Below are 13790 nucleotides of genomic sequence, written 5' to 3' on the forward strand. Positions count from 1 at the left end.
TTCCCATTCAATACACCCTCATTTGCAGACATGGCACCTGAGCCTTGCATGGATGAATAAGTGCACCTGACATCCAGCTATCCAAACAGCATGACTATCCGCCAGCGCCGCCTGGTGATGCTGGGTATCGCGCTGCTGGCAGTCTTGCTGGTGGTGGTCAGCTATCTGCTTGCTGCCAGGGCAGCCAAGGAAAACATCCAACTCGCCGGTGACCGCCAGTTGCAGATCATCGCGCTGGATATCGAATCGGTGCTCGAACGTTACGAAACCCTGCCTTTCGCTATCTCTTATCTGCCGCTGACTACCCAGGCTTTGCTGAATAGCAAGGATGCTGCCCTTATCCAGACCCTGAATCAGAACTTGCAAGAACTGGCAGAGCAGGCCAAGGTGGCAGCCATCTACCTGATGGACGTGAAGGGAAATACGATAGCTGCCAGCAACTGGACCACCAGCCAAAGTTATATGGGCCAGAATTTTGGCTTCCGGCCTTATTTTTCCGAGGCGATACGTGCTGCCCGGCCTGGACATTTTTATGCGATAGGCAATACTACGAATATACCTGGCTATTTTATTTCCCAGCCCGTCTATCCGCCTGGCAGCAAGCGCGGCAGCTTGCCACCCCTGGGCGTGATCGCTGTCAAGATCAGCCTGGATGAATTTGAACAAGCCTGGCACAGTAGCGAAGAGCCGATTGCGCTGAGCGACAACCAGGGTGTGGTGTTCCTGAGCAACCGGCAAGCATGGAAATACCATAGCCTCAAAGCCCTGACGACGACGGTACAGCAAAACCTGAAAGATACCCTGCAATATGGTGGCAAAAGCATAGCGCCGATAGCGCAGTTGCCGCTTGCCGAGCAAAAAGGTTTTGATGATTATCTGCTGCGTCCCATAGGACGACTTCAATGGCAGTTGATGCTGTTTCCGGATCAGGGCAAGGTATTGCGGGCAGGCTTGCAGACGGCATTGCTGGTAACCCTGATACTGGTCATTGCACTGGCTTTTGCGGCTTTTTATGACCAGCGTCAGCGCCGTCTGGAAGAAGGGCGCCTGGCACAGCGGGCGCTGAAACAGGCCGCCGATGAACTGGAATTGAATATCGCTCAACGCACCCGGCAACTGACACAGGCCAATGAAGAACTGGAAGCCAAATACCGCAAGCTGAAACAGACCGAGAATTTGTTGCGATCTACACAAAATGAAATGGTGCAAGCCGGTAAACTGGCGATGCTGGGGCAGATGGCGACCGGCATCACCCATGAACTGAACCAGCCATTGACTGCGATACGGGCTTTTGCCGACAATGCCATTACCTTCATGAGCCGTGGCAGGCATGAACAGGCGCTGGCCAATCTTGGTCATATCAGTCACGCCAGTGAGCGTATGGGCAGTATCATTGCCCAGTTAAAAGGCTTTGCCAGGAAAAGCCCGAATGCGATTGCCGTGGTCGATGTGCCGCTAGCCATCAAGTCAGCTGTGTCCTTGCTGCAGAGTGAAATTGAGCGGCGTGGGGTTCATTTGCAGATACAGGCTGAACAACCAGCCACGGTGCTGGGTGATACTGTCAGGATAGAGCAGGTTTTGATCAACCTGATACGCAATGCCCTGGATGCAGTGGAGGCCAGCCCGGTCAGGGAAGTATATGTGCGACTGGAAATTGACCAGCATATGGTGAGGATTATCATCAGCGACAGCGGCACGGGCATTCCGCAGCATGTGGCAGAACATTTATTTGAACCTTTTTTTACTACCAAGGAAGTGGGGCAGGGCCTGGGGTTGGGCTTGGCTATTTCTTCCTCCATCGTGCAGGCGATGAATGGCAGTCTGAGCGCCGGTAACCGCGAACAGGGTGGGGCAGAGTTTGTTGTCTGTATTCCTGTCTATCTGTCATCCTGACCGGTGTTGCCTCTCAACGCTCAACGCTAAACACAAAACACTAAACGCTTTCCAACCCACTTCATTTGCCCAAGGAAAAATCGCCATGACAGGTTTGCTGGCTATATTAATAGAGGATGAGCAGGCGGTACGCCTGGCAACCACGCAGACGCTGGAGCTTGGTGGTTTCGAAGTGACTGCCTGTGCCAGTGCCGAATTGGCCGATACCCATCTGAAGGCGGACTTCGCCGGCATCATCGTCACCGATGTGCGCCTGCCGGGAAAATCCGGTCTGGATGTGCTGGAAAAAGTCAGGGCCATCGATCATGAATTGCCTGTCATTATTATTACCGGCCATGGCGATGTCAGCATGGCGGTGGATGCGATGCGGCATGGTGCCTATGATTTCCTGGAAAAGCCGTTTGCGGCTGAACGTCTGCTGGATGCCTGCCTGCGTGCCCAGGAAAAACGCCGCCTGGTCATGGAAAACCGCAAGCTGAAATCGTCCTGGCTCAGTCACGCAAGCACACCCGACCTGATAGGCAAGAGTGCCCAGATGGAACGGGTGCGCAGGTTCATCCACAGCATAGGTCCAGCCCAGGTGGATGTCTTGATCAACGGGGCCACCGGTTCCGGCAAGGAAGTGGTGGCGCGACAATTGCATCTGGCCAGTGGTCGCAAGGGGGAATTTGTCGCCATCAATTGCGGTGCCTTGCCAGAGGCTGTATTCGAAAGTGAAATCTTTGGTCATGAAGCCGGCGCTTTTACCAGCGCCCAGAAACGTCGCATAGGTAAGCTGGAATATGCGCATGGAGGCACGGTATTTCTTGATGAAATTGAAAGTATGCCGCTGAATCTGCAAATAAAATTGCTGCGTGTTTTGCAAGAACGCAGCCTGGAAAGGCTGGGTGGCAATCAATCGGTGGCACTGGATTGCCGTGTGATTGCGGCCAGCAAGACAGATTTGCTGAAGCTCAGTGCACAAGGGCAATTCCGCGAAGACTTGTATTTTCGCCTGAGTGTCATCAGCATCAATCTGCCCAGGCTGAATGAAAGACGCGAAGACATTCCCTCGTTGCTGTCGTATTTTGTACAAAGGGCGGCACAGCGTTATCAAAAACCGGTACCCGGCTGGTCACCGGCCCAGATGCAACACTGGATGCAGGCCGACTGGCAGGGCAATGTGCGTGAATTGCGCAATTTTGCCGACCAGTTAGTGCTGGGTGTGGCCGAATTTGCCGACCAGCGCTTTCATCTGGAAAGCAGCCCGGATAGTGCTACCACCAGCCTGCCGGAAAAAATCGATGCCTATGAAGCCAGCCTGATACAGGCGGCGCTGGAAAGCAGCGGCAATAATGTGGCAAGTGCCGCCGAGGCATTGGGCATACCCAAAAAGACCCTGTATGACAAGATGAAAAAATACCAAAAATCCTTGTCTAATCTGGCTTCTGCGGAATAGGCAATCGGACGGATTTGCTTGCCGGGTTTGCTCTTGCGCAGGAAATAATCATGCTTTACTGTGCTTAATCCGACTTTTGGCAAGACATAGTGTAAACTTGTTCCATGCAAATCTATCTATCCTTTCTTGCTGCTGCCTTATATATACTGAGCATTTTGCTGCCCGGACGCTTGCGTTTGCTGATCAGTACAGCCACGACCCTGGGCTGGCTGGTGCATGGCGCGGCATTGTGGCTGACCATTTTTTCCGACCATGCGCTGCGGGTGGGGTTTGCCGTCATGCTGTCTGCGGCATTGTGGGTATCGGTATTTGTCTGCTGGCTGGAAAACCGCAATTTCGCTTTGGAAGGGCTGCGCTTCCTGTTGATGCCGAATGCTGCCCTGATGGCAATCTTGCCGGGATTTTTCCCTGGCAGCCTGATCGCGCTGACTGGTAAAACCACCATGTTCCCCTGGCATGTGATTGTGGCCATGCTGGCCTATAGCACGTTGACCATCGCCGCCTTTCACGCTGTAGTCATGACGGTGCAGGATAAACATTTACATAAATTGCGCGGTATCAGGCAGCGCCAGTGGTTGCAGACTCTGATAGAGCGCCTGCCAGCCTTGATGACCATGGAAAAAATCCTGTTCCGTTTCATCATCTTTGGCTTTGTGTTGCTGACCCTGACGGTGTTGTCGGGCGTGATTTTTTCTGAACAGGTACTGGGCGTGGCGTTCAAATGGGATCATAAGACCTTGCTGTCACTGTTATCGTGGCTGCTGTTTGCCATTTTATTGGCGGGCCGTTACTGGAAAGGCTGGCGTGGCAAAACCGTTCTCAGTTTCACCCTGTCAGGTTTCGTCACTTTGCTGCTGGCCTATGTAGGTAGCCGTTTTGTGCTGGAAGTCTTGCTGCACAGGAGCCTGACATGAATCTCCTGATGTGGCTGGTGCTGGTGATCCTGGTTGTACTGGCCCTGAAGAAAAAAGCCCGCTCGACGCTGGACCAGGCACAGACCAGGCAAAATCCCCCACCGGAACAACCAGACAGCAGGCCTGCCGCGAAAGCAGAAACCATGGTGTGCTGTGCCCATTGCCAGATGTATCTGCCGGCATCCGAGGCAGTCTATGGTGGTGAGCGTGGTGAGCAGGTGTATTGCTCGCAGGCGCATGCCGACCATGCATGAACGGTACCGTAGGCTGAGTCATGCCTGACACCTATATCCCGGAAGGCGAAGCCAGCTATTCATTCTGGCGCTCATTGCAGACCCTGAACGGGTCGCGCATCGTGGTGGCCGCCAGTCTGCTGGTATTGCTCAGCCTGCGCAGTGGCAGGGATATCTGGGTGGCCGAGCACTTGCTGGTGCGTGATATTTGCCTGCTGTATTTCGGGGCTTCGGTCGCGTTTGTCATTTTGAAACTCTTGTACCGGCATCGCTTCATGTGGCAACTGACGCTACAGATACTGGTCGATATTACCGTTATTTCCATTCTCTATTTTGCCAGCGGCGGCAGTAAAAGTGGCCTTGGCATCCTGTATTTGTTTCCGCTGGCAGGTGCTGCCATACTCAGCCCGCTGGTGTGGGCCTTCTTTTTTACCTCCATCGCTGTGCTGTTCTTGTTGTCGGAAAGTGTATACCACCTCTTGCAACTGGAAGAAGGAACCGCCCTGTCGCAGGCAGGTTTATATGGTGCCGCCTATTTTGCCGTGGTGTACGTGGTCAGCCGCCTGGCGAATAACCTGATACGCCAGGAACACCTGGCGACACAGCGCGGGAATGCCCTGGCCATGCAGCAGGCCATCAACCAGTTGGTGATTGCCGATATGGGTGACGGCATTCTGGTGTTGAATCAATCCGGCTGCATGTTTGAAATCAACCCGGCGGCGGTGCGCATGCTGGGCGGTAACCTGACCAAGGAAATGGTGGGCGCAGAACTGGCCCATATCTCAGCCTTGCGTCCCATCGTCGAGATTTTAAATTCCATGCAGAGCCGCAATGTGCTGCAAGACCGCAAGAAGGATGAAGAAATTTCCTTTGTGTCTATCCGCTGCTATCTCGATGATGTGCGACCCGAAGTCAAGGCTGCTGCGACAGAACCCGAATTGCACGAACGTAGTGAGAGCCCGCATTTCATTACTCACCTGAAGCTGCGCTTTGTGGCAGTGAAGGGCGTCAATGTGGGCGGCATATCCGGGCAGGCCGGGACTTATACGATCATTTTCATGCAAGATGTATCGGATATCGAAAACCAGGCGCAGCAATTGAAACTGGCTTCCATGGGCCGCCTGACCGCCAGTATTGCCCATGAGGTGCGCAATCCGCTGTCGTCCATCTCGTATGCGGCATCGCTGCTGAATGAAGACCTGGATAATCTGGGCGGCGACAAACCGCAGGCTGCACGCCTGCTGAAAATCGTTGATGACAATGTGTCACGCCTGAATCAGCTGATCGAAGACATCTTGAAGCTGTCACGCAAGGCCCAGCCTGACGTTGAACCTTATTCCCTGATCAATACACTACGTGTGATGGTGCAGGATTTTGCCGAAACCAAGGGCTTGGCTGCGGATTTGATCGCGGTTGAGGACGAGAGAAATTTCCAGGTCAGCTTTGATCCCAGTCATTTGCGTGAAGTTGTTTTGAATTTATTATCGAATGCGATACGCTATGCCAGCGGGCAACCGGGTAGCATACGTTTATATGCGCACGTCAATCCCACCGGCAGGCAGGAACTGCATATACAGGATGATGGCCCGGCCATTCCCTATGATGTCAGGGCCCATTTGTTTGAACCTTTTTACACGACCTCACGCATGGGTACCGGGCTGGGCTTATATATGGCAAGGGAATTGTGCCTGAACAACCATGCCCTGCTGGATTATGAATACCGCGTTGAAGAAACGGGTGATGGCAAGAACGAGCCCAGCGGGCGCTTTGTGATTAATTTCTCTGGATATAGTGCATGAGTATGAACGACGCTGCGAGTTGCCCCCGCATCCTGGTGGTGGATGATGAGGCGCATCTGCGTGAACTGCTGGAAATTACGCTCATCAAAATGGGCCTGGATGTGGACAGTGCCGAAAACCTCGCCATCGCCCGGCAGCAACTGCTCAAACACAGTTATGCCCTGGTTCTGACCGACATGCGCCTGCCCGATGGATCGGGTATGGAACTGGTGCAGGAAGTCAGTACACTATATAAGAACACACCGATTGCCGTGATTACCGCTTTTGGCAGTGCCGACAACGCCGTGGTTGCCCTCAAAGCCGGCGCTTTTGACTATGTGTCGAAGCCGGTGGCGCTTGATCAGTTGCGCAAACTGGTCCGATCCGCCTTGCAAACCAATGAAGTGCAGAAAGAACAGCAGGCGGCACCGGCCAAGCTTGCCAGCACCTTCAATTCTTTCCTGATCGGCCAGTCACAGAGCATGCGGGAAGTCCGCTTGCAGATCAGTCGTCTGGCGCGCAGCATGGCTCCGGTCATCATTACCGGCGAATCCGGCAGCGGCAAGGAACTGGCAGCCAGGGAAATCCATACCATCAGCGCACGCGCGGGCAAACCCTTTGTTGCCGTGAACTGCGGCGCAATACCAGAAAATCTGATGGAAGCCGAATTTTTCGGTTATCGCAAGGGTGCTTTCACCGGCGCTGCTGATGATCGCGACGGTTTCTTCCAGGCCGCCAGTGGCGGCACCCTGATGCTGGATGAAGTGGCCGACCTGCCTTTACCCATGCAAGTCAAGTTGTTAAGGGCCATACAGGAACGTCGCGTGCGCAAGGTGGGCGCTACCGTGGAAGAAGCGGTAGACGTGCGCATCATCAGTGCCACCCACCAGAATCTGGCGATATGTGTAGAAGAAGGGCGCTTCCGTCAGGATCTGTATTACCGCCTGAATGTCATTGAGCTGCATTTGCCACCTTTGCGTGAGCGTCTGGAAGATATTGTTGAACTGTCATCCAGCATTTTGAAGAAGCTCACTGGCGCAGACATCAATATGTCGTCACTGGCGATTGATGCCCTGATCAGCTATGACTTTCCTGGTAACGTACGCGAGCTGGAAAACATACTCGAACGCGCCATTGCCTTTGCCAATGATGGCTGTATCGAGGTGGCCGACCTGGCGCTGCGTGGTACCAGAAAACTGGCCGAGCCATTTTTGCTGCCTGCCGTCGATGCCGATGTAGTGGTGCCCAGCCGCCCCATCATGGAGTCCGGTTTTCCGGCCGATGTATTTACTGCGCCGGATTTACCCTGCTCGCTTCCCGAGTATCTGGAAAACGTGGAACGCGAAATGATCAAGCGCGCCTTGAACCAGACCAAAAACAACCGCACCCAGGCCGCTGAATTGCTGGGTGTCAGTTTTAGGCAACTACGTTATCAGATACAAAAATTGAAAATCCAGGAATAACAAATCCCTGCATTGATCTGAATACCTGTGCTCCTGCCCGCCAGCTTTTGTGCTGACGGGCCCGTTCTCCGTTCTCTCTTGCTCGTGCCACTTGATCATGCCACTTGCATCAGCATCCCACGTTAGTACCCACTTGCATATCAGCCGCCAATTCTGCGGGCTTTTCGCCTGTGTCAATCACTTATCCCGCAATTGCGTAAAAAAATAATTCAATTATTTACATGTAAAGCGGTTGCATATGCTGGGATGCGGCACTAGAATTAGGGCAAATAAAAATTTGTACACTATATGTAGTGGTTTTCGTGATTTTGTTTGTTTTCTTGCTCTGGTTCAATTTTCCTTCTTGATTTGCAATTGATTTAGTAAATGATATGAACAAAATGGTCGGATAAGACGAGTCGACTGTCTGCCATGAACTGTAATGCGCAATACCTGTTTTAACCCATAAACCATCCGCGAGCCTGTCAAGCAGCGTCGCTGATGGAAAAAAATAACACTGCATCCGGAGGATCAATGCACTCTTCTATTGAAATATCCACTTTGTCCAAGCCAGATCTGGGATCGGTTTTGAATGCGACGACAGCACCTGCTGCTGCCAGTCTGAACAGTTACAGCGAATATCGCATCATCCGCCGTAATGGTTCCGTGGTCGGTTTCGAGCCATCCAAAATCGCTATCGCCATGACCAAGGCTTTTCTGGCGGTCAACGGTGGACACGGTGCCGAGTCCGCCAGGGTTCGTGAACTGGTGGAACAGATGACGGCCAGTGTGGTCGCTGCCCTGATGCGCAGACAGCCTGCTGGCGGTACCTTTCATATAGAAGATGTGCAAGATCAGGTTGAACTGGCCCTGATGCGTTCCGGCGAACATGATGTCGCCCGCTCTTATGTGTTGTACCGTGCCAAGCGTATGGAAGAACGCCGTCGCGTGCATGGTGTTCCTGGCCAGGCTGTGCCTGCCGCGCCACAATTGAATGTCATCGTTGATGGCCAGGCGCGTCCACTGGATGTGGCAGAAGTACGCAAGATGATTGCTGCTGCCTGCCTGGGTCTGGACAAGCTGGCAGATCCGGATGCGATTCTGGCCGAGACACTGAAAAACCTGTACGACGGCGTGCCGGTAGAAGAATTGTATAAATCCGCCATCCTGGCTGCCCGTGCCCTGATGGAAAAAGAACCTGCGTATAGTCAGGTGACAGCACGTTTGCTGTTGCATACAGTCCGCAAAGAAGTGTTCGGCAAGGAAGTGGCGCAACAGGATGCGGCGGAAGAATACATAGAGTACTTCCCGAAATTCATCAAGAAAGGTATCGAAGCCGATCTGCTGGATGCCAAACTTGCCCAGTTTGATTTAAAGAAACTGGCGAATGCCCTGGTCGCCGACCGCGATCTGCAGTTTGGTTATATCGGTCTGCAAACTTTGTATGACCGCTACTTCCTGCATATCCGTGGTACCCGTGTTGAAATGCCGCAAGCTTTTTATATGCGTGTGGCGATGGGCCTGTCCTTGAATGAAATTGATCGCGAAGCCCGTGCAATAGAATTTTACAATCTGCTGTCCAGTTTCGATTTCATGAGCTCGACACCGACCCTGTTCAATTCCGGTACCCAGCGTTCACAACTATCGTCCTGCTACCTGACGACCGTGGCGGATGATCTGGATGGCATCTATGAAGCCATCAAGGAAAACGCCTTGCTGGCAAAATATGCCGGTGGTCTGGGGAATGACTGGACACCGGTACGCTCACTTGGTGCGCATATCAAAGGCACCAATGGCAAATCCCAGGGCGTCGTACCTTTCCTGAAAGTGGTTAACGACACGGCCGTGGCGGTGAACCAGGGCGGTAAACGTAAAGGTGCAGTTTGCGCCTATCTGGAAACCTGGCACATGGATATCGAGGAATTCCTCGACCTGCGTAAGAACACTGGCGATGACCGCCGTCGTACGCATGACATGAATACCGCGAACTGGATTCCTGATCTGTTCATGAAACGCGTCATGGAAAAAGGTGACTGGACACTGTTCTCACCTTCCGATGTCCCTGACCTGCATGATAAATATGGCAAGGCGTTTGAACAGGCATATACCGCGTATGAGGCAAAAGCAGCCAGCGGTGAACTGAGTCTGTCGAAAAAAATCCCGGCACTGGACCTGTGGCGCAAGATGCTGTCCATGCTGTTTGAAACTGGCCATCCATGGATCACTTTCAAAGACCCATGCAATATCCGTTCACCACAACAGCATGTCGGCGTCGTTCATAGCTCTAACTTGTGTACAGAAATTACCCTGAACACCAACGACAGCGAGATCGCCGTATGTAATCTGGGTTCGGTCAACATGCCTGCTCACATGAAAGATGGCAAGCTGGATCACGTTAAATTGAAAAAAACTGTAAGCACAGCCATGCGCATGCTGGATAACGTGATCGACATCAACTATTATGCAGTCAAGAAGGCACGTGACTCCAACCTGCGTCACCGTCCTGTCGGTCTGGGTATCATGGGTTTCCAGGATTGCCTGCACATGATGCGCATTCCTTATGCATCGCTGGACGCTGTACAGTTTGCTGACACGTCCATGGAAGCCGTTTGCTATTACGCTTACCTGGCATCCACCGAATTGGCAGAAGAGCGTGGCCGTTACAGTTCTTATCGTGGTTCGCTGTGGGACCGTGGCATCTTGCCGCAAGATTCCCTGAAACTGCTGGCTGAAGAACGTGGCGGTTACCTGGAAGCCGATTTCTCGGAAAGCATGGACTGGACAGTGGTACGTGATCGCATCAAGCAATTTGGCATGCGCAATTCGAATTGCGTGGCCATTGCACCGACAGCGACCATTTCCAACATCATCGGTGTGTCCGCCTGTATCGAGCCGACTTACCAGAACCTGTATGTGAAGTCGAATCTGTCTGGCGAATTTACAGAAATCAACGAGCATCTGGTGCGTGATCTGAAAGACCGTGGCCTGTGGGATGAAGTCATGATTGCCGATCTTAAATACTTTGACGGCAGCCTGGCACGTATAGACCGTATCCCGGAAGACCTGCGCGCCCTGTATGCAACCGCATTTGAAGTCAGCCCATCCTGGTTGGTGGAAGCGGCTTCACGTCGTCAAAAATGGATAGATCAGGCGCAGTCCCTGAACATCTATATGGCTGGCGCATCCGGTAAGAAACTGGACGAAACCTACAAGCTGGCTTGGTTGCGTGGTTTGAAAACCACGTATTACCTGCGTACGATTGGTGCAACGCACACTGAAAAATCCACCAGCAAGACGGGTGCATTGAATGCGGTGTCGGTGGATGGCAATAGCGGCGGCTATGCTGCCGCAGCAGCCGGTGCAACAGCGGGCGCGCAAGAGACGGATGGCCCGGCCTGCATGTTGCGTCCTGGTGACGCTGGCTTTGAAGAGTGCGAGGCTTGCCAGTAAGCTGCAAATACGCTGCCGCCAATAAGTTGGCAATAAGCTGCGGGCGAATGGCAAGACCAGAAGGTTGCGGGAAGAAGTGCGGGCCAGGCTTCTTCCCATAAAAATACAAGCTGTTACAAAAGTAAGGAAATAAATAATGTTATCTTGGGATGATGAAGTCACGCCGGCAGCTCCGGCAGCGCGAGGCCCGCGTCATGTGGGCGGTATGGATTTGCAGCAGCGTTTGCAAACGCAGGATATTGCCCTGAATCCGGCGCTGGTCAGCAAACCGGTCGTGGTTTCCCCCGAAGTTGTGGCACGCCGTGTCAATGCTGCCGACAAGCGCATCATCAATGGCACCACCGACGTCAACCAACTGGTTCCCTTCAAATATAAATGGGCCTGGGACAAATACCTGGCAGGTTGCGCCAACCACTGGATGCCGCAAGAGATCAATATGCAGCGTGATATTGAACTCTGGAAAAACCCGAATGGCCTGACGGAAGATGAACGCCGCCTGGTGAAACGCAATCTGGGCTTCTTTGTGACGGCTGATTCCCTGGCTGCCAACAATATCGTGCTGGGTACCTACCGTCACATCACGGCACCAGAATGCCGTCAGTATCTGCTGCGCCAGGCATTTGAAGAGGCCATCCACACCCACGCCTATCAATACATCGTTGAATCGCTGGGCCTGGATGAGGCAGAAATCTTCAATGCCTACAACGAAGTCGACTCTATCCGCGACAAGGATCAGTTCCTGATTCCTTTCATCGACGTGCTGACCAACCCTGAATTCAAGACCGGCACCACAGAGGCAGATCAGACCTTGCTCAAGTCCCTGATCGTATTTGCCTGCCTGATGGAAGGTCTGTTTTTCTATGTCGGCTTCACACAGATTCTGGCACTTGGCCGTCAAAATAAAATGATGGGCGCGGCTGAACAATACCAATACATCTTGCGCGACGAATCGATGCACTGCAATTTCGGGATCGATTTGATCAATACAATTAAGATGGAAAATCCACATTTGTGGACTCCGGCATTTCGCGATGAAATTAAATCGTTGTTTTTGCGTGCTGTAGAGTTGGAATATCGTTACGCAGAGGATACAATGCCGCGTGGAGTGCTCGGTTTGAATGCGCCAATGTTCAAAGGTTATTTACGCTTCATTGCAAATCGCCGCGCACAACAAATTGGTCTCGAAGCGCTGTTCCCTCAGGAAGAAAATCCTTTCCCTTGGATGAGTGAAATGATAGACCTGAAAAAAGAGCGCAACTTTTTTGAGACACGTGTAATTGAGTACCAAACTGGTGGAGCCCTTAATTGGGAGTAGGTGGAGAAAGCGCTGTTGAACAGCGACCACCGGAAACCGGTGCAGGTAAGTTCTGATGTGATGTAAAGCCAGTCTTGATTAAATGAAGTTTTGCTTCATATGCGCAGTACGAAGGTAATGCGACATTTCTGGCAGCCGGACAAAAAACCGGGCAGGACCGAGTTAATCAGTCAATGATTATCTAAGTTGATCAGAACAAACCTGTGGGATGACTCATAAGTTTGCACAAGATGTAAAACGCGAGAGGCCTCACCAAACTGAATGGACAGTCATAGATTAAATTGCTTTGAACTGTTAGTGCCGCAATACCTGGCGAATCTGGGTATTGTGGCTATTGGTCTTTGTATTTCGCAAAAGAATACCGACGTCGGCAGTTAAGCAAGCAAATAAGCAAGCAATTAAGCAGGCTTAATCGCTGAATGCCGACGGTTTTTAGGTTTGCGCCATGACGGGAGCGTCTGGCATTTGGCAAACCATGATGGCTGAAGTGCTACATCAATAGAGGGGATGCAGCAGTTCGGCCGGTGCAGAATTCATTAGCGCAAACAGCGATCTTGTTTGTGCCGATGAATAATCCGCTTGAATGGATCGAGCGGATTTAATTTTTATCTGATTTTTTCCATCTCTACCGAAGGAGAAACAAAATGGCAACAGCACCACAACCGTCACCAGACGAACCAGTAGCAGCCAAGAAGCCGGCCGCGAAAAAAGCTGCAGCAAAAAAACCTGCTGCAAAGAAAGTCGCCGCTAAGCCTGCAGCAAAAGCTGCAGCTAAACCGGCAGCTAAAAAAGCCGCAGCTAAACCAGCAGCTAAAAAAGCAGCCGCCAAGCCAGCAGCAAAAGCCGCAGCTAAAAAAGCCGTTGCTAAACCAGCAGCTAAAAAAGCTGCCGCCAAGCCAGCAGCTAAACCAGCAGCCAAAGCAGCTAAGCCAGTAGCTAAAAAAGCCGCAGCTAAACCAGTAGCCAAAAAAGCCGCCGCCAAGCCAGTAGCTAAAAAAGCCGCAGCTAAACCAGCAGCCAAAAAAGCCGCCGCCAAGCCAGCAGCAAAAGCTGCAGCTAAACCAGCAGCCAAGGCAGCTAAGCCAGTAGCTAAAAAAGCCGCAGCCAAACCTGCAGCCAAAAAGGCCGCAGCTAAGCCAGCAGCTAAAAAAGCCGCAGCCAAGCCAGCAGCAAAAGCTGCAGCTAAGCCAGCAGCCAAAAAAGCCGCAGCTAAGCCAGCAGCTAAAAAAGCCGCAGCTAAACCAGCAGCCAAAAAAGCTGCCGCCAAGCCAGCAGCAAAAGCTGCAGCTAAACCGGCCGCAAAAGCAGCAGCTAAACCTGCCGCCAA

At 52.4% G+C, this 13790-nt stretch carries 9 protein-coding genes; 8 read left to right on the top strand and 1 reads right to left on the bottom strand.

All coding sequences use genetic code 11. The annotated features are described in order from the left end of the window. Positions 1 to 60 precede the first annotated feature (60 nt). From ACO0LM_RS05130 to ACO0LM_RS05165, 8 genes are all read left to right on the top strand, one after another. A complete protein-coding gene (locus ACO0LM_RS05130; protein ID WP_423034918.1) occupies positions 61 to 1893 on the top strand; it encodes an ATP-binding protein in 1833 nt (610 codons plus the stop codon). 85 nt (positions 1894 to 1978) lie between these two features. Further along, positions 1979 to 3331: a sigma-54-dependent transcriptional regulator gene (locus ACO0LM_RS05135; RefSeq protein WP_423034920.1), complete on the top strand. Its 1353-nt coding sequence runs from the start codon at positions 1979 to 1981 to the stop codon at positions 3329 to 3331. 104 nt (positions 3332 to 3435) lie between these two features. Further along, positions 3436 to 4245 (top strand): cytochrome C assembly family protein, encoded by an 810-nt coding sequence (locus tag ACO0LM_RS05140; protein WP_422982972.1) that lies wholly within the window; start codon positions 3436 to 3438, stop codon positions 4243 to 4245. Continuing rightward, on the top strand, positions 4242 to 4499 hold the full coding sequence (locus ACO0LM_RS05145) for a PP0621 family protein (RefSeq protein WP_423034922.1): 258 nt from the start codon (positions 4242 to 4244) through the stop codon (positions 4497 to 4499). The genes ACO0LM_RS05140 and ACO0LM_RS05145 overlap by 4 nt, the downstream gene beginning before the upstream one ends. A 20-nt stretch (positions 4500 to 4519) precedes the next feature. Beyond that, complete coding sequence (locus tag ACO0LM_RS05150; protein WP_423034924.1) at positions 4520 to 6277, top strand: sensor histidine kinase; 1758 nt, start codon at positions 4520 to 4522, stop codon at positions 6275 to 6277. Then, a complete protein-coding gene (locus tag ACO0LM_RS05155; protein ID WP_423034926.1) occupies positions 6274 to 7719 on the top strand; it encodes a sigma-54-dependent transcriptional regulator in 1446 nt (481 codons plus the stop codon). The genes ACO0LM_RS05150 and ACO0LM_RS05155 overlap by 4 nt, the downstream gene beginning before the upstream one ends. Positions 7720 to 8232: 513 nt before the next feature. After that, entirely contained in the window at positions 8233 to 11148 is a 2916-nt protein-coding gene (locus ACO0LM_RS05160; RefSeq protein ID WP_423034928.1) for a ribonucleoside-diphosphate reductase subunit alpha, read from the top strand. A gap of 136 nt (positions 11149 to 11284) precedes the next feature. Further along, on the top strand, positions 11285 to 12463 hold the full coding sequence (locus ACO0LM_RS05165; protein ID WP_423034930.1) for a ribonucleotide-diphosphate reductase subunit beta: 1179 nt from the start codon (positions 11285 to 11287) through the stop codon (positions 12461 to 12463). Between the two features lie 625 nt (positions 12464 to 13088). Here the strand turns inward: ACO0LM_RS05165 and ACO0LM_RS05170 are convergent. Further along, complete coding sequence (locus ACO0LM_RS05170; protein WP_423034932.1) at positions 13089 to 13790, bottom strand: hypothetical protein; 702 nt, start codon at positions 13788 to 13790, stop codon at positions 13089 to 13091.

The organism is Undibacterium sp. Di26W, from assembly GCF_049340265.1.
Classification (GTDB): domain Bacteria; phylum Pseudomonadota; class Gammaproteobacteria; order Burkholderiales; family Burkholderiaceae_D; genus Undibacterium.

What these genes read in the sequence shown, in the direction of transcription:
- ACO0LM_RS05145 (WP_423034922.1), top strand. Translation starts at nt 4,242, where the DNA reads ATGAATCTCCTGATGTGGCTGGTGCTGGTGATCCTGGTTGTACTGGCC.
- ACO0LM_RS05135 (WP_423034920.1), top strand. Translation starts at nt 1,979, where the DNA reads ATGACAGGTTTGCTGGCTATATTAATAGAGGATGAGCAGGCGGTACGC.
- ACO0LM_RS05155 (WP_423034926.1), top strand. Translation starts at nt 6,274, where the DNA reads ATGAGTATGAACGACGCTGCGAGTTGCCCCCGCATCCTGGTGGTGGAT.
- ACO0LM_RS05150 (WP_423034924.1), top strand. Translation starts at nt 4,520, where the DNA reads ATGCCTGACACCTATATCCCGGAAGGCGAAGCCAGCTATTCATTCTGG.
- ACO0LM_RS05160 (WP_423034928.1), top strand. Translation starts at nt 8,233, where the DNA reads ATGCACTCTTCTATTGAAATATCCACTTTGTCCAAGCCAGATCTGGGA.
- ACO0LM_RS05165 (WP_423034930.1), top strand. Translation starts at nt 11,285, where the DNA reads ATGTTATCTTGGGATGATGAAGTCACGCCGGCAGCTCCGGCAGCGCGA.
- ACO0LM_RS05140 (WP_422982972.1), top strand. Translation starts at nt 3,436, where the DNA reads ATGCAAATCTATCTATCCTTTCTTGCTGCTGCCTTATATATACTGAGC.